This is a genomic window from Geodermatophilus obscurus DSM 43160, from assembly GCF_000025345.1.
Taxonomy (GTDB): Bacteria; Actinomycetota; Actinomycetes; order Mycobacteriales; family Geodermatophilaceae; genus Geodermatophilus; species Geodermatophilus obscurus.
In genome coordinates, this window is the sequence record NC_013757.1 from 1,644,946 (window position 1) to 1,660,132 (window position 15,187).

Here is a 15,187-nt window from a genome sequence, read left to right on the forward strand (position 1 = left end):
CTCGTGTCTGAAGCCACCCCCGCCCGCACCCTGGTCCTCGTCAAGCCCGACGGCGTCGCCCGTGGCCTGGTCGGCGAGGTGATCTCGCGCCTGGAGGCCAAGGGCCTGCGCCTGGTCGCCGCCGAGCTGCGCACCCTGACCCGCGAGGTCGCCGAGGAGCACTACGGCGAGCACCGCGAGAAGTCGTTCTTCGGCTCGCTGGTCGAGTTCATCACCGGCGGCCCGCTGCTCGCGCTCGTCGTCGAGGGCCCGCGGGCGATCGAGGCGTTCCGCGCCCTGGCCGGCGCCACCGACCCGGTCAAGGCCGCCCCCGGCACCATCCGCGGCGACTTCGCCCTCGAGGTGCAGAACAACATCGTGCACGGCTCGGACTCCGACGAGTCCGCCGCCCGCGAGATCGCGCTGTTCTTCCCGAAGCTGGGCTGAGGCCCGTCCGCGAGATCTGCACACTGGTCGTCATCGGCGCGCTGATGACCGCCACTGTGCAGATCTCGCGGCGATCGGCGCCGTCTACCCTGGACCGGTCATGAACGGTGAAACGCTGTACCCCCGTCTCGAACCGCTCCTCGCGCAGGTTCAGAAGCCGATCCAGTACGTCGGCGGTGAGCTGAACGCGCAGGTCAAGCCGTGGGAGGACGTCGCCGTCCACTGGGCGCTGATGTACCCCGACGCCTACGAGGTCGGGCTGCCCAACCAGGGCCTGATGATCCTGTACGAGGTGCTGAACGAGCGGCCCGACGCCCTGGCCGAGCGCACCTACGCCGTCTGGCCCGACCTCGCCGCCCTCATGCGCGAGCACGGCGTCGGCCAGTTCACCGTCGACTCGCACCGCGCGGTCGCCGACTTCGACCTGCTGGGCGTCAGCTTCGCCACCGAGCTCGGCTACACCAACCTGCTCGAGGCCTTCGACCTCGCCGGCGTCCCGCTGCACGCCGTGGACCGCGATGAGACCCACCCGGTCGTGGTGGCCGGCGGGCACGCCGCGTTCAACCCCGAGCCGGTCGCCGACTTCGTCGACTGCGCCGTCCTGGGCGACGGCGAGCAGGTCGTGGGCGACGTCACCGACGTGGTGGCCGCGTGGAAGCAGCAGGGCCGGCCCGGCGGCCGCGTCGAGCTGCTGGCCCGCCTGGCCCGGGTCGACGGGGTCTACGTGCCGCGGTTCTACTCGGTCTCCTACGGTCCGGACGGCGCCATCGCGGCCGTCACGCGCACCCGGGACGACGTCCCCGCGCGGGTCGGCAAGCGGACGGTCATGGACCTCGACGAGTGGCCCTACCCGAAGACGCCGCTGGTCCCGCTGGCCGAGAGCGTGCACGAGCGGATGAGCGTGGAGATCTTCCGCGGTTGCACCCGCGGCTGCCGGTTCTGCCAGGCGGGGATGATCACCCGGCCGGTGCGGGAGCGGACCATCACCGGCATCGGCTCGATGGTCGAGCAGGGACTGCGGGCGACCGGGTACGAGGAGGTCGGGCTGCTGTCGCTGTCGAGTGCCGACCACTCCGAGATCGGCCAGGTCGCCAAGCAGCTCGCCGACCGCTACGAGGGCACCAACACCGGGCTCTCGCTGCCGAGCACCCGGGTCGACGCCTTCAACGTCACCCTGGCCAACGAGCTGTCCCGCAACGGGCGCCGATCCGGCCTGACCTTCGCACCGGAGGGCGGCAGCGAGCGGATCCGCCGGGTGATCAACAAGACGGTGTCCAAGGAGGACCTCGTCCGCACGGTCACCACGGCGTACGCCAACGGCTGGCAGCAGGTGAAGCTCTACTTCATGTGCGGTCTGCCGACCGAGACCGACGAGGACGTGCTGGAGATCGCCGAGCTGGCGGTCGAGGTCATCCGGGCCGGCCGGGAGGCCAGCGGCCGCAAGGACATCCGCTGCACCGTCTCCATCGGCGGCTTCGTGCCCAAGCCGCACACCCCCTTCCAGTGGGCCGGGCAGGCCGGCGCCGAGACGATCGACTCCCGCCTGCGCCTGCTGCGGCAGGCCATCAACGCCGACCGCCGCATCGGCCGCTCGATCGGCCTGCGCTACCACGACGGCAAGCCCGGCGTGATCGAGGGCCTGCTCTCCCGGGGTGACCGCCGGGTCGGCCGGGTCATCGAGCGGGTGTGGCGCGAGGGCGGCCGGTTCGACGGCTGGAGCGAGCACTTCTCCTACGAGCGCTGGACCGCCGCCGCCGCCGAGGAGCTGGCGCCCCTCGGCGTCGACCTCGACTGGTACACCACCCGCGAGCGCGGCCAGGACGAGGTCCTGCCCTGGGACCACCTGGACTCCGGGCTGGACAAGGAGTGGCTCTGGGACGACTGGCAGGACGCGCTCAGCGAGGAGGAGGTCGCCGACTGCCGGTGGACCCCCTGCTACGACTGCGGCGTCTGCCCGACCAACGGCACCGAGATCCAGATCGGGCCGACCGGGCGCACCCTGCTCCCGCTCACGGTCGTCGGCCGCTAGTGGCCCGCCAGCCCGAGGGACCGCCCCCGCCGCCCACCGTGCAGAAGCTGCGGCTGCGCTACGCCAAGCGCGGCCCGCTGCGCTTCGCCTCGCACCGCGACCTCGCCCGCGCCCTGGAGCGGGCGCTGCGCCGTGCGCGGGTGCCCATGGCCTTCTCCGCCGGCTTCACGCCGCACCCGAAGATCTCCTACGTCGGGGCGGCACCCACCGGGGCGGCGAGCGAGGCCGAGTACGTGGAGATCGGGCTGGCGCAGCGGTGCGACCCCGAGCAGGTGCGGGCCGCGCTGGACGCCTCGCTGCCCCCGGGCATCGACGTCCTCGAGTGCGTGGAGGCCACCGGGGGCAGCGGGTCGCTGGCCGACCGGATCGACGCCGCGACCTGGCGGGTGGAGCTGCCGGGTGTGCCGCTGGCCGAGCTCGCGCCGGCGGTCGAGGCGTTCCTGGCCGCCGACGTGGTCACCGTCGAGAAGCGCACCAAGAACGGCCTCCGGGACGTCGACGCGCGGGCGGCCGTGGCCGGTGCGTCGGCGGCCGAGGAGGCAGGTTGTGCCATACTGCACATGGTCGTCCGGCAGGTGACGCCCGCCGTTCGACCCGACGACGTGTTGGCCGCCCTGGCTGCCGTCGCCGACCTGCGCCCGCCGTCGCCCCCACGGGCCGTGCGTGAGGCGCAGGGCCGGCTCGACGACACCGGGACCGTGGCCGACCCGCTCGGCCCGGACCGCGTTGCGGGCACCCGCTGCCAGGGGGAGCCCGCGGCGGTCTGACCGGTGGGCCGGGGCTCCACGCCGTCGCGCGGCACGGCTGCCAGACGTGACGCACCCGAGCACCACCTGAGACCTGCACCACCGGCGCCCGGCCGCGGCAACTCCTCGCCCGGACGCCGGCCCACAGACTTCGCGAGTCGAGCCTGCCGCCGCACCCGGCGCGGGGGCCCGACCCGCCCAACCCCGTGTTCCTGCGCGGCCGCCAGTCCCTGCGATCGGCGCCCGGGAGCACCACACAGGAGGCGAGCCACACGTGGCCGACCAGACACAGGACAGCACCCACACCCCGGCCGACGAGGGCCTCGACCCGGCCGCGCTGCCGGAGGGAGCCGAGACCCCCGCGGCGGAGACCGAGCTCCAGGCCGCCGAGGCCGGCGAGGACGACGACGCCGGCGAGCAGGCTGCCGCGGACGAGGCCGCCGGCGAGCAGGCCGCCGCGGAGGACGCCGCGGCCGCGGAGCCGGCTCCCGAGCCCGCCGGTGAGCCCGAGGAGCCCCCGGTCTTCCGCTTCGGCGCCCAGTTCAGCTCCCCGGAGCCCACCGCGGTCATCGCCCGTCCCCGCCGGCGGGCCACCCGCCCGGCCGGCGCGGCCGACCCCGGCGACCACCCGCCGGTGCCGCCGACGGCCCCGGCCATCCCGGCGTTCGTGAGCTTCGTCGCGCCCACCGAGACCGAGGTCCCACCCCCGCCGCGCCGGCGCAGCCGCCGCGCGCTCGCCGAGTCGCCTCCGGTCGAGGAGGCCGAGGCGGAACCGGCCGAGGACACCGAGGAGGAGGCCCCGGCGTCGCGCTCGCGGCGCAGCCGCTCGCGGCGGCGCCCCGGCGGCGGCGACGAGACGCCCGCGGGAACCGAGGACGACGACACCGACGCCGACGAGGACCAGGCCGCCGAGGCCGAGGCCGAGGGCGACACCGGCGCCGACGACACCGACGCCGACGAGTCCCTGGGCAGCCGGCGCCGCCGCCGGGGCCGCCGCGGCCGGGGGCGTGGGCGCAGCGGCGAGGACACCGCCGACAACGACGAGGACCCCGACGAGGACTCCGGCGACGAGCAGGGCGCCGACGAGACCGACGCCGACACCGACGCCGACACCGACGCCGACAGCGGTGAGGACGCCGCCGAGGACGACGAGGGCGAGGCCGGCTCCAGCACCCGCCGCCGGCGCCGGCGGCGGCGCCGCGGGAGCAGCGGGGAGGGCGGCGAGGCCGTCGCCGAGAGCGACGACGACCGCCCCGAGCGGGCCGGCCGCAACGGCCGCACCACCAGCGACGAGGACGTCAAGGGCGTCGCCGGCTCCACGCGGCTCGAGGCCAAGCGCCAGCGCCGCCGGGACGGCCGGGACAACGGCCGCCGCCGGGCGCCGATCCTCACCGAGGCCGAGTTCCTCGCCCGCCGCGAGGCGGTGGACCGCAAGATGGTCATCCGCCAGCGGGGCGAGCGCACGCAGATCGCCGTCCTCGAGGACGACGTCCTCGTCGAGCACTACGTGACCCAGGCGCAGGCGACGTCCTTCGCCGGGAACGTCTACCTCGGCCGGGTGCAGAACGTGCTGCCCAGCATGGAGGCGGCGTTCATCGACATCGGCAAGGGGCGCAACGCCGTCCTGTACGCCGGTGAGGTCAACTGGGACGCCGCCGGGCTGTCCGGCAAGCAGCGCTCCATCGAGCAGGCGCTGAAGTCCGGCGACAAGGTGCTGGTGCAGGTCACCAAGGACCCGATCGGCCACAAGGGCGCCCGGCTCACCCAGCAGGTCAACCTGCCCGGCCGGTTCCTGGTCTACGTGCCCGGCGGCTCGATGACCGGGATCAGCCGCAAGCTGCCCGACACCGAGCGCCAGCGGCTCAAGGACGTCCTCAAGAAGATCGTCCCCGAGGACGCCGGCGTCATCATCCGCACCGCCGCGGAGGGCGCCTCGGAGGAGGAGCTGACGCGCGACGTCAACCGGCTGCAGGCGCAGTGGGACGTCATCCAGAGGAAGGCGGAGTCCTCCTCCAACGCGCCGTCGCTGCTCTACGGCGAGCCCGACCTGGCCATCCGGGTCATCCGCGACGTCTTCAACGAGGACTTCAAGGAGCTCGTCGTCCAGGGCGACGACGCCTGGGACACCGTCGAGGCCTACGTCGCGCACGTCTCCCCGGAGCTGGTCGGCCGGCTGACCCGGCACACCGGCGAGGGTGACGTCTTCCGCGACCTGCGCATCGACGAGCAGCTGGCCAAGGCGCTGGACCGCAAGGTGTGGCTGCCCTCGGGCGGCTCGCTGGTCATCGACCGCACCGAGGCGATGACCGTGGTCGACGTCAACACCGGAAAGTTCACCGGATCCGGCGGCAACCTCGAGCAGACGGTCACGCGCAACAACATGGAGGCGGCCGAGGAGATCGTCCGCCAGCTCCGGCTGCGCGACATCGGCGGCATCATCGTCATCGACTTCATCGACATGGTGCTGGAGAGCAACCGCGACCTGGTGCTGCGGCGGCTGACCGAGTGCCTGGGCCGCGACCGCACCAAGCACCAGGTTGCCGAGGTCACCTCGCTGGGCCTGGTGCAGATGACCCGCAAGCGGGTCGGCCAGGGCCTGCTTGAGGTGTTCTCCGAGCCGTGCGAGCACTGCCGCGGCCGGGGCGTGGTCGTGCACATCGACCCGGTGGACGAGAAGCGCCGCGGCGGCGGGAACGCCGGGAGCGGCAACGGCGGCAACGGCCGCCGCGACCAGCAGCGCGGCAAGGACAACGGCGGCAAGGAGAACGGGGCCAGGGACGCCGGGGCCAAGGACAGCGGCGGCAAGGACGTCGAGCCGGCCGAGGCCGTCGCGGTCGGTGCGGAGGCACCGGTCCCGGACGGTGCGGACGGCGAGGGCGAGGGCCAGCGCTCCGGCGGGAGCCGGCGCAACCGCGGTCGCCGCAACCGCAGCCAGTCCGGTGAGGAGCGCGCGGCCGAGGACGCCGCGGTCCTCGCCGCGGCCGCCGAGGACGCCGACGCGCCCGATCCCGAGGTCGCCGTGGTCGAGCCCGACCAGCCCGACGCGGTCACTCCTGAGCAGGCGCCCGAACCCGTCGCCGAGCTCGCTCAGGAGCCGGTTCCCGCGGAGCCCGCTCAGGGGCCGGCCCCCGCGGAGCAGGCGCTCGCCGAGCCCTCGCTCGCCGAGCCGGTGGACCGGGCCATGGGCGCCGAGGGGTCCGACGACGAGGCCGTGCCCCCCGGCGCCGGCCCGGACGACCCCGGCCCCATGGACGCCGAGCCCCCCGCGGAGCCGGCGCCTGCCGACACGCCGTCGTCCGAGGGAGCGACGGGGGAGACCCAGCCGCCGGTGGCCGACGACGGCAGCGCGACCGCCGCGCCGGTCACCCGTCCGCGCCGCCGCCGGGCCGCCAGCCGGCCGGCCGGACCGCCGGCCTCCTGAGCCCCTCGCAGGGGGCCACGGCCCCGTCCAGAGGCTCGTGCCGAGCTTGCGAGGGATGAGGGGTCGGGGTCCTTCTCCGGTGGGGGCAGGGGGTCCTTCCCCCGTTCGACCGGAGGAAGGACCCCGCCGCCCCCCACCGCTCGCGAGCTCGCGGTGGGACCCTGCGGCGGGGCCGTCGGGGCTCGGGTACGCTGATCGGGTTGCACCGCCCCGGTGCCGCGCACCGCACGGTGCCGCCTGGGAGGCGGGCAGCCCGTCCAGCACCCGGCGCCCGACGTCCGGGCGCACGCAGGACATGACAGAGGCGATCGAGGAGTTCAGTGGTGTACGCAGTCGTGAAGGCCGGTGGCCGGCAGCACAAGGTGGCCGTGGGCGACCGGTTCACGGTCAACCGTCTCGTGGGTGAGGCGGGCGACTCCGTCACCCTCCCGGCCCTGCTCCTGGTCGACGGCGACACCGTCACCAGCGACGCGGAGACGCTGGCGGGCGTGACCGTGACCGGCGAGATCGTCGGCCACGGCAAGGGCCCGAAGATTCGCATCCACAAGTTCAAGAACAAGACCGGTTACCACAAGCGTCAGGGGCACCGTCAGCCCCTCACCGACGTCGTGGTCCGCGACATCACGAAGGGCTGACGACGACATGGCACACAAGAAGGGCGCCTCGTCCTCCCGCAACGGCCGCGACTCGAACGCGCAGCGCCTCGGCGTCAAGCGCTTCGGGGGCCAGGTCGTGAAGGCCGGCGAGATCATCGTCCGCCAGCGCGGGACCCACTTCCACCCGGGCCTGGGCGTCGGCCGCGGCGGCGACGACACGCTGTTCGCGCTCCAGCCCGGCGCGGTCACCTTCGGCACGCGGCGGGGACGCAAGACCGTCTCCATCTCCGCGGTCGAGGCGTAAGCACCACTCAGCTGACGCTCACGAGCGCACGGGCCACCGGCCCGTGCGCTCGTGGCGCTTGACAGACCAGGATCAGGAGGCGGCGCGGAGATGGCCGCTTTCGTCGACCGCGTGGTCGTGCACGTCGCCGCCGGCAACGGCGGGCACGGCGTCGCCTCGATCCACCGCGAGAAGTTCAAGCCGCTCGGCGGCCCCGACGGGGGCAACGGTGGCAACGGCGGGGACGTCGTCCTCGAGGTGGACCCCAGCGTGCACACGCTGCTGGACTTCCACCACCGCCCGCACCAGAAGGCCGGCAACGGCCGCCCCGGTGAGGGCAGCAACCGCCACGGCGCCCGCGGCGAGGACCGCGTGCTGCGCGTCCCCGCCGGCACCGTGGTCAGCACCCCCGACGGCCGGGTGATCGCCGACCTCGTCGGCACCGGCACCCGGGTCGTCCTGGCGCACGGCGGCAAGGGCGGTCTCGGCAACGCCGCGCTGGCCAACGCCCGCCGGAAGGCGCCGGGCTTCGCGCTGCTCGGGGAGCCGGGCGAGGCCTTCGACGCCGTCATCGAGCTCAAGAGCATCGCCGACGTCGGCCTGGTCGGCTTCCCGTCGGCGGGCAAGTCCTCGCTGATCGCGGCCATGTCCGCGGCGCGACCGAAGATCGCCGACTACCCGTTCACCACGCTGGTGCCCAACCTCGGCGTCGTCCGCGCCGGCGACACCGTCTTCACGATGGCCGACGTCCCCGGACTCATCCCCGGCGCGTCCGAGGGCCGCGGGCTGGGCCTGGAGTTCCTCCGCCACATCGAGCGCTGCGCCGTCCTGGTGCACGTCGTCGACATGGCCACGATGGAGCCCGGCCGCGACCCGGAGAGCGACATCGAGGCGCTGCAGCACGAGCTGGCGCAGTACCGCGGGGACCTCGTCGACCGGCTGCGGGTCGCCGTCCTCAACAAGATCGACGTGCCCGACGGGCGCGAGCTGGTCGACCTGGTCCGCGAGCCGCTGGAGCAGCGCGGCCTGCAGGTGTTCCCGGTCAGCGCCGCGACCGGCGAGGGGTTGCGCGAGCTCGGCTTCGCGCTGGCGCAGGCGGTGGAGGAGTACCGCGCCGCGCTGCCGGAGCCCGAGCCGGTGCGGGTCACCCTCACCCCGCGCGCGGTCGACGACAGCGGCTTCACCGTCGAGCGCCACCCGGAGGACGAGGGCACCTACCTCGTGCGCGGGACCAAGCCCGAGCGCTGGGTGCGCCAGACCGACTTCACCAACGACGAGGCCGTGGGCTTCCTCGCCGACCGGCTCAACCGGCTCGGCGTCGAGGACGCCCTGCAGGAGGCCGGCGCGCAGGAGGGCGACACCATCGTCATCGGCGACGTCGCCTTCGACTTCGTGCCGACGCTGCCGGCCGGCACGTTGAGCGTCGAGGAGACCGCCGGCCTCGGTGGGCGCGGCACCGACTCCCGCATCGACGCGCCGCACCGAGTGCGCGCCGAAGAGCGGCTGGCCGCCAAGCGGGCCCGCCGGGTGCCCTACGAGCTCACCGAGACCTGGACCGACGACGACCTGCCCGAGGACGACGCGTGAGTCTGCGCGCGGAGATCGCCGGTGCGCGCCGGGTCGTGGTCAAGGTCGGCTCGTCGTCGCTGACCAGCCTGCCCGGTGGGCTGGACGAGCAGCGGCTGGCTGCCCTGGTCGACGTCCTCGGCGCGGTGCACGGGCAGGGCCGCGAGGTCGTGCTCGTCTCCTCCGGGGCGATCGCCGCCGGGCTGGCCCCGCTCGGGGTCAGCGGCCGGCCGCGGGACCTCGCCACCGCCCAGGCCGCGGCCAGCGTCGGCCAGCTGCGGCTGGTGCAGACCTACGCCGACGCCTTCGGCCGGCACGACGTCACCGTCGGCCAGGTGCTGCTGACCGCCGACGACCTCACCCGGCGCAGCCACTACCGCAACGCCCAGCGCACCCTCGAGCGGCTGCTGACCCTCGGCGTGCTGCCGATCGTCAACGAGAACGACACGGTGGCCACCGAGGAGATCCGGTTCGGCGACAACGACCGCCTGGCCGCGCTGGTGGCGCACGTCGCCCGGGCCGACGCGCTGCTGCTGCTCAGCGACGTGGACGGCGTCTACGACGGCGACCCGCGGCAGGGCCCGGCGCAGCTGATCGACACCGTGCGCGACCCCGCGGACCTCGGTCAGGTCACCCTCGGCACCGCCCGCCGCAACGGCGTGGGCACCGGGGGGATGGCCACCAAGGTCGAGGCCGCGCTGATCGCCGCGCACGCCGGCGTCCCCGTCGTCGTGACCTCGACCGCGCAGGCCGCCGCCGCACTGGCCGGGGAGCAGGTGGGCACCCGCTTCGCCGTCATGGGTCCCCGGCCCCGCGCCCGCCAGTTCTGGTTGCGCTTCGCCACCCGGCCGCGCGGCCGGCTGCACCTCGACGAGGGTGCGGTCCGGGCGCTGCGCGAGCGCGGCGCCTCGCTGCTGCCGGCCGGCATCACCGACGTGGCGGGGGAGTTCCTCGCCGACGACCCGGTGGAGCTGGTCGGCCCCGACGGCGTCGTGGTGGCCCGCGGCCTGGTCGCCTACGACGCCCGGGAGCTGCCGCCGCTGCTGGGCCGCAAGACCAGCGAGCTGGACCCCGAGTACCAGCGCGAGATCGTGCACCGCGACGAGATGGTGCTGGTCCGGCGTCCGTCCCTGGGTTGAGAGACTGCTCGTCGTGACGATCCGTCCCATCCGCGAGCTCGGTGACCCGGTCCTCCGCACGCCCGCCGACGAGGTGCGCAGCTTCGACAAGGAGCTCGCCGCACTCGTCCGCGACCTGGAGGACACCGTGGCCGACCCCGGCCGGGCCGGCGTGGCCGCGCCGCAGATCGGCGTCGGGCTGCGCGCGTTCTCCTACAACGTCGACGGGCGCATCGGGCACGTGGTCAACCCGCGGATCGTCGAGCTGTCCGAGGAGACCCAGGACGGCGACGAGGGCTGCCTGTCCATCCCCGGCCTGTGGGCGCCCACCGTGCGGGCGATGCACGCGGTCGTCGAGGGCTTCGACGTGCACGGCGAGCCGGTGCGGCTCGAGGGCACCGGTCTCATGGCCCGCGCGCTGCAGCACGAGGTCGACCACCTCGACGGCAAGGTGTTCCTCGACCGGCTCACCGGGGACGCCCGCAAGGCCGCGCTCCGAGCGCTGCGCGACCGCGGCTGACCCGCCTCGTACGGTGGCGCTCGTGACCGACCTCGCCACCCGCGCCCGCACCCTCCTCGACCTGCACACCGCTCCGGAGATCCTGGTCCTCGCCAACGTGTGGGACGTCGTCTCCGCGCAGGTGGTCGCCGGCACCGAGGGCGTGCGCGCGCTGGCCACCGCCAGCCACGGCATCGCCGCGACCCTCGGCTACGAGGACGGCGAGAACATCCCGCTCGACCTGCACCTGGACATGGTGTCCCGCATCGTCGCGGCAGTGGACCTGCCGGTGAGCATGGACATGGAGGCCGGCTACGGGGACGCGGGGGAGACCGCGCGCCGGGCGATCGCCGCAGGCGTCGTCGGCGGCAACCTCGAGGACCAGATGAAGCCCCTCGACGAGGCCGTGGCCGCCGTCGAGGCGGTGCTGCGCGCCGGCCGCGACGCCAGGATCGACTTCGTGCTCAACGCCCGCACCGACACCTTCGTCCGCGCCGCCGGGGACGCCGACCGCGGGGAGCTCGTCGCCGAGGCGATCCGCCGCGGCCGGGCCTACCTGGAGGCCGGCGCGCCGGTCGTGTTCGTCCCGCGCCTGGTCGACCGCGAGGAGATCGCCGCGGTCGTCGAGGGCCTCGGCCGCAACAAGCTGACGCTGATCAGCGTGCCCGGCGCCTCGCTGCCCGCCCGCGAGATGCAGGAGCTCGGCGTCGCCCGCGTGTCCACCGGCCCGTTCACCCAGCGGGTCGCGCTCACCGCGCTGCAGGACGCGACGATCGAGATGGTGCGCGGCGGCACGCTGCCGGCAGGCACCCGCGCGCTCAACTGAGGGAGGACCGCCCTTCCCCCCACGCCTCGCCGGCTCGGCGCGGACCCCTGGAGGGCGGCCGTTCCCTCACGTCACCACCCCGCCGGCCGGGACCACCAGGCCGCGGACCTCGAACTCGGTGACCACCTGGGCCGGAGGTGCCTGTCCCCGCAGGACCTCGGCGACCACCGGCCAGACCACCTCCCGGTTCGCGCGCTCCCACTCCTCGCGCGACTCCCACACCTCGGTCACCTGGAACCCGTCCGCGGTCGGTCGGGCCAGGTGGAGCAGCAGGCCGTCGACGGCCGTGCCGGTCCGCTCGAGCACCGCCGCGTGCACCGCGTCGTAGGTCTCCACGGGTGCGGACACGTCGGTCACCACGCCCAGGGTCATGTCGTCCTCCTCGAGTCCTCCCGGCGGCCGTCCGCCGCCGGGAGCCGTCGCACACCCTCGCCGGAGAGCCGGTGCACCGTGGCGGCGCGGCCGGTGACCAGGAGCAGGAGGTCGCCGGTCGTGCCCTCGACCGGTGCCCCCTCTCCCAGCACGAGGTCGCCGTCGGTGGCCCGCAGTCGCAGGCCGGCCAGCCGCTTCCGCGCCCGGAACGGGAAGCCCATGTCCCAGACCCGCTGCGCCGCCGCAGTCGCGGGGGCCGGGGGGACCGGCCGCTCCCGGCCCAGCGGGACGGCGATGTCCTGCCCGTGCACGAGGACGTCGATGAGCGGCTCCGTCGGCGTGACGAAGGGGGCCGTGCGCCGCGAGCCGACCATCGCCCGCAGCCGCCGCGCGCACTCGCCGGGCGGCAGGGGGGCGGCGCGCAGTGCGCTGTCGCGGATCATCCGGTCGAAGCCGCCGCCCGCGCGCACGGCGCCGACCAGCGCGGCGCCGAGCCCCATGTGCGCCTGGGTGAGGTGGACGGCGACGTCACCCACCCGCCAGGCTTCGCAGAGCGAGGCCGTCCGCCACTCCGTCGGGGAGAGGTCCTCGAGGAGGTCGGCGAGGCTGCTGCGCTCCGCATCGATGGTCCGCCACACGTCGTCGAGGTCCATGACACCTCCACACAGTTGGTACGATGCTCTGACCATTTGGTCAGACAACCTGACCATCGTCAAGGGGGGACATGGCCGAGACAGCAGACGAGCGGCAGAACCTCGGGCTGCTCTGCTTCTACCCCCACCGCGCCCTGGAGGCCCGTCTCCTCGCGGAGCTGGCCGCGGTCGGGTTCGACAACATCACCCCGGCCCAGGGTCGCATCGCCGCCCGGATCGCCCCGGGCGGCACCCGGCTGACCGCACTCGCCGAGCAGGCGCTCGTCACCAAGCAGACGGCCGGTCACCTCGTCGACCAACTGGAGCGGGCCGGTTACGTCCGTCGCGTGCCCGACCCCACCGACGCGCGGGCGAGGCTCGTGCAGATGGCCGATCGCGGCCTGGAGGTCGTCGCGGTGGCCCGCCGGGTCGAGGCCGAGGTGGAAGCCGAGTGGACGGCGCACCTGGGGGAGGAGGCCGCCGCCCAGCTGCGCGTGGCCCTCGAGCGGCTGCGGGAGATCACCGACCCCTACCGCTGAGCCTCAGCGCGCGGCGCAGGCCGCGCAGGTGCCGCCGCCCTGGCCAGGTTGGCCTGGCCAACCTGGCCGTAAAGCCTTACGGTGGGGACATGACGCACATCAACGTGCAGGAGGCCAAGACGCGGCTGTCCCAGCTGCTCGCGGCCGCCGAGCGTGGCGAGGAGGTCGTCATCGCACGGGGCGGCAGGCCGGTGGTGCGTCTCGTGCCGGTCGACGAGCCCGCGCCCCGCCCCGTCGGCTTCGTGGCGGGTTCCGTCCCCGAGGCCTTCGCCGAGCCGCTGCCGGACGACGAACTGGCCCGGTGGGAATGACCTCGCTCCTGCTCGACACCCACGTCCTGCTGTGGGTCCTGCTGGCTCCGGACCGCCTCCCCGCAGAGACCCTCGCGACCATACGGGCGCCGGGGACCACCGTGTACGTCTCCGCGGCCAGTGCCTGGGAGATCGCCACGAAGCACAGACTGGGCAAGCTCGAGGGCGCGGCCGCCGTGGTGAGCGGTTACCGGGAGCACCTCGCCAGACTGCGGGCCGAAGAGCTCGCCATCACCGGGCACCACGCGCTCACCGCCGGCACCCTGCAGTGGTCCCACCGCGACCCGTTCGACCGGGTGATCGTCGCCCAGGCGGTGCTGGAGTCCCTTCCCGTAGTGACGAGTGATGCCGCGCTCGTGGAGTTCCCGGCCATCCGCACCGTGTGGTGACCCGCCCGCTCAGCGGGCGGCGCAGGCCGCGCAGGTGCCGAAGACCTCCAGCTGGTGCTGGACGTCGGCGAACCCGTGCTCGGCGGCGACGCGGGCGGCCCACCGCTCGACCGGCGGGTCGGCCACCTCGACCGTGCGGCCGCAGGAGCGGCACACCAGGTGGTGGTGGTGCACCGGCGAGCAGCGGCGGTAGGCGGCCTCGCCCTCGGTCCGGAGCACGTCGACCAGGCCGTCGTCCACCAGCGCCTGCAGCGCCCGGTAGACCGTCGCCAGGCCCACGGCGTCGCCGCGCTCGCGGAGCAGGGCGTGCAGGTCCTGGGCGGTGCGGAAGCCGTCCTGGTCGTCGAGCAGGGCGAGGACGGCGCTGCGCTGCCGGGTCTGGCGGCGCGGCGCCTCGGCCGGTCCGGACGCGCTCACGGGCGCCCCACCTGTTCCGCCGACGGAGCGTGCTCGCCGTGCTCGTCGTAGTGCACCCCCGCGCCGGTCCGGTGCGGGGCGTGCAGGTGCCCGTCGTGGTCGTAGTCGACGTGGTCGCCGTGCAGCACCGCCGGGTGCCCGCAGCCCGCACCGTGCTCGTGCGGGTGGGCGGCGTGGACCTCGGCGCGGCGCCGGTGCCGGCGGCGGGCGGTCGCCTCGCGCACCGCGACCGAGGCCGTGGCCAGCAGGAACAGCGCGATCGCCAGCAGCACGATGGTGCCGCCGGACGGCGTGCCGGTGTAGTACGACGCGGTGGTGCCGGCGACGCTGGTCACCAGGCCGATGCCGCAGGCCAGGTACAGCGTCTGGCGGAAGCTGCGGGCCAGCTGCTGGGCCACCGCGCTGGGCACGATCATCAGCGCGCTGATCAGCAGCAGGCCGACGACCCGCATGGAGAGGACGACGGTCGCCGCCACCAGGGCCGCGAGCACGACGTTGAGCGCCAGCACGGGCAGGCCCACCGCGCGGGCGTACTCCTCGTCGTCGCTGACCGCGTACAGCCGCTGCCCGAGCAGCCACACGACACCGAGCACGACGACGGTGATGACGCCGAAGACCGCGACGTCCGCGGTGGTCGTGGTGGTGATCGCGCCGAACAGGTAGGCCTCGAGGTTGGTGGCCTGCCCCTGCGGGGCGAGGCTCAGCAGCACCACGCCGCCGGCGATGCCGCCGTAGAAGAGGACGGCGAGGGCGACGTCGCCACTGGTGCGGCCGCGGGCGCGCACCAGCTCGATGAGCACCGCGCCGAGCACGGCGGCCACCAGCGCCGTCCCGACCGGAGCGGTGGAGGTGAGGACGCCGACCGCGACGCCGGTGAGGGCGACGTGCCCGAGGCCGTCACCGAGCAGCGACAGCCGGCGCTGCACCAGGAAGACGCCGACCGCGGGGGCCACCAGGCCGACCATCAGCGAGGCCAGCAGCGCCCGCTGCATGAACCCGTACTCGAGGACCTCCACC

Annotated in this window: 17 protein-coding genes; 13 read left to right on the plus strand and 4 right to left on the minus strand. The window is 74.7% G+C overall.

The window, feature by feature from the left end:
• Positions 1-3: 3 nt before the first annotated feature.
• The 10 genes from ndk to GOBS_RS07865 all read left to right on the plus strand — a co-directional run bounded on the left by ndk (position 4) and on the right by GOBS_RS07865 (position 11,510).
• The gene (gene ndk, locus GOBS_RS07820) at positions 4-426 is read left to right on the plus strand and encodes a nucleoside-diphosphate kinase (RefSeq protein ID WP_012947743.1); all 423 of its coding nucleotides are present in this window, start codon (positions 4-6) and stop codon (positions 424-426) included.
• A 100-nt stretch (positions 427-526) separates the two neighbouring features.
• Positions 527-2,455 carry a TIGR03960 family B12-binding radical SAM protein gene (locus GOBS_RS07825; RefSeq protein WP_012947744.1) on the plus strand — a complete coding sequence of 643 codons (1,929 nt, stop codon included), beginning with the start codon at positions 527-529 and terminating at the stop codon, positions 2,453-2,455.
• Positions 2,455-3,222, plus strand: a complete 768-nt coding sequence (locus GOBS_RS07830; RefSeq protein ID WP_012947745.1) for a TIGR03936 family radical SAM-associated protein — start codon at positions 2,455-2,457, stop codon at positions 3,220-3,222. Before GOBS_RS07825 ends, GOBS_RS07830 begins: the two co-directional genes overlap by 1 nt.
• Positions 3,223-3,475: 253 nt before the next feature.
• A complete protein-coding gene (locus GOBS_RS29260) occupies positions 3,476-6,622 on the plus strand; it encodes a ribonuclease E/G (protein ID WP_012947746.1) in 3,147 nt (1,048 codons plus the stop codon).
• Between the two features lie 323 nt (positions 6,623-6,945).
• Positions 6,946-7,257, plus strand: a complete 312-nt coding sequence (gene rplU / locus GOBS_RS07840) for a 50S ribosomal protein L21 (RefSeq protein ID WP_012947747.1) — start codon at positions 6,946-6,948, stop codon at positions 7,255-7,257.
• 7 nt (positions 7,258-7,264) lie between these two features.
• Positions 7,265-7,522 (plus strand): 50S ribosomal protein L27, encoded by a 258-nt coding sequence (gene rpmA, locus GOBS_RS07845; protein ID WP_012947748.1) that lies wholly within the window; start codon positions 7,265-7,267, stop codon positions 7,520-7,522.
• A gap of 90 nt (positions 7,523-7,612) precedes the next feature.
• Complete coding sequence (gene obgE, locus GOBS_RS07850) at positions 7,613-9,088, plus strand: GTPase ObgE (protein ID WP_012947749.1); 1,476 nt, start codon at positions 7,613-7,615, stop codon at positions 9,086-9,088.
• Positions 9,085-10,206: a glutamate 5-kinase gene (gene proB, locus GOBS_RS07855; RefSeq protein WP_012947750.1), complete on the plus strand. Its 1,122-nt coding sequence runs from the start codon at positions 9,085-9,087 to the stop codon at positions 10,204-10,206. The genes obgE and proB overlap by 4 nt, the downstream gene beginning before the upstream one ends.
• Positions 10,207-10,219: 13 nt before the next feature.
• The gene (def, locus tag GOBS_RS07860; RefSeq protein ID WP_012947751.1) at positions 10,220-10,705 is read left to right on the plus strand and encodes a peptide deformylase; all 486 of its coding nucleotides are present in this window, start codon (positions 10,220-10,222) and stop codon (positions 10,703-10,705) included.
• Positions 10,706-10,727: 22 nt separating this feature from the next.
• Complete coding sequence (locus GOBS_RS07865) at positions 10,728-11,510, plus strand: isocitrate lyase/PEP mutase family protein (RefSeq protein WP_012947752.1); 783 nt, start codon at positions 10,728-10,730, stop codon at positions 11,508-11,510.
• 66 nt (positions 11,511-11,576) lie between these two features.
• Here the strand turns inward: GOBS_RS07865 and GOBS_RS07870 are convergent, their stop codons facing one another.
• Entirely contained in the window at positions 11,577-11,882 is a 306-nt protein-coding gene (locus tag GOBS_RS07870; RefSeq protein ID WP_012947753.1) for a hypothetical protein, read from the minus strand.
• Positions 11,879-12,535: a maleylpyruvate isomerase family mycothiol-dependent enzyme gene (locus tag GOBS_RS07875; protein ID WP_012947754.1), complete on the minus strand. Its 657-nt coding sequence runs from the start codon at positions 12,533-12,535 to the stop codon at positions 11,879-11,881. The genes GOBS_RS07870 and GOBS_RS07875 overlap by 4 nt, the downstream gene beginning before the upstream one ends.
• A 71-nt stretch (positions 12,536-12,606) precedes the next feature.
• On the opposite strand from GOBS_RS07875, the gene GOBS_RS07880 reads away from it, so the two are divergent.
• The 3 genes from GOBS_RS07880 (at position 12,607) to GOBS_RS07890 (ending at position 13,753) form a co-directional block, all read left to right on the plus strand.
• Positions 12,607-13,053, plus strand: coding sequence for a MarR family winged helix-turn-helix transcriptional regulator (locus GOBS_RS07880; protein WP_012947755.1), 447 nt, complete (start codon positions 12,607-12,609; stop codon positions 13,051-13,053).
• Between the two features lie 89 nt (positions 13,054-13,142).
• Positions 13,143-13,364: a type II toxin-antitoxin system Phd/YefM family antitoxin gene (locus tag GOBS_RS07885; protein ID WP_012947756.1), complete on the plus strand. Its 222-nt coding sequence runs from the start codon at positions 13,143-13,145 to the stop codon at positions 13,362-13,364.
• On the plus strand, positions 13,361-13,753 hold the full coding sequence (locus GOBS_RS07890) for a type II toxin-antitoxin system VapC family toxin (protein WP_012947757.1): 393 nt from the start codon (positions 13,361-13,363) through the stop codon (positions 13,751-13,753). Before GOBS_RS07885 ends, GOBS_RS07890 begins: the two co-directional genes overlap by 4 nt.
• A gap of 9 nt (positions 13,754-13,762) precedes the next feature.
• On the opposite strand, the gene GOBS_RS07895 is transcribed toward GOBS_RS07890, so the two are convergent.
• Both GOBS_RS07895 and GOBS_RS07900 read right to left on the minus strand, forming a co-directional pair.
• Positions 13,763-14,170: a Fur family transcriptional regulator gene (locus GOBS_RS07895; protein WP_012947758.1), complete on the minus strand. Its 408-nt coding sequence runs from the start codon at positions 14,168-14,170 to the stop codon at positions 13,763-13,765.
• The gene (locus tag GOBS_RS07900; RefSeq protein ID WP_012947759.1) at positions 14,167-15,186 is read right to left on the minus strand and encodes a metal ABC transporter permease; all 1,020 of its coding nucleotides are present in this window, start codon (positions 15,184-15,186) and stop codon (positions 14,167-14,169) included. The genes GOBS_RS07895 and GOBS_RS07900 overlap by 4 nt, the downstream gene beginning before the upstream one ends.
• Between the last annotated feature and the right edge of the window lies 1 nt (position 15,187).

What these genes read in the sequence shown, in the direction of transcription:
- GOBS_RS07825 (WP_012947744.1), top strand. Translation starts at nt 527, where the DNA reads ATGAACGGTGAAACGCTGTACCCCCGTCTCGAACCGCTCCTCGCGCAG.
- GOBS_RS07875 (WP_012947754.1), bottom strand. Translation starts at nt 12,535, where the DNA reads ATGGACCTCGACGACGTGTGGCGGACCATCGATGCGGAGCGCAGCAGC.
- GOBS_RS07890 (WP_012947757.1), top strand. Translation starts at nt 13,361, where the DNA reads ATGACCTCGCTCCTGCTCGACACCCACGTCCTGCTGTGGGTCCTGCTG.
- GOBS_RS07880 (WP_012947755.1), top strand. Translation starts at nt 12,607, where the DNA reads ATGGCCGAGACAGCAGACGAGCGGCAGAACCTCGGGCTGCTCTGCTTC.
- GOBS_RS07885 (WP_012947756.1), top strand. Translation starts at nt 13,143, where the DNA reads ATGACGCACATCAACGTGCAGGAGGCCAAGACGCGGCTGTCCCAGCTG.
- GOBS_RS07870 (WP_012947753.1), bottom strand. Translation starts at nt 11,882, where the DNA reads ATGACCCTGGGCGTGGTGACCGACGTGTCCGCACCCGTGGAGACCTAC.
- rpmA (WP_012947748.1), top strand. Translation starts at nt 7,265, where the DNA reads ATGGCACACAAGAAGGGCGCCTCGTCCTCCCGCAACGGCCGCGACTCG.
- obgE (WP_012947749.1), top strand. Translation starts at nt 7,613, where the DNA reads ATGGCCGCTTTCGTCGACCGCGTGGTCGTGCACGTCGCCGCCGGCAAC.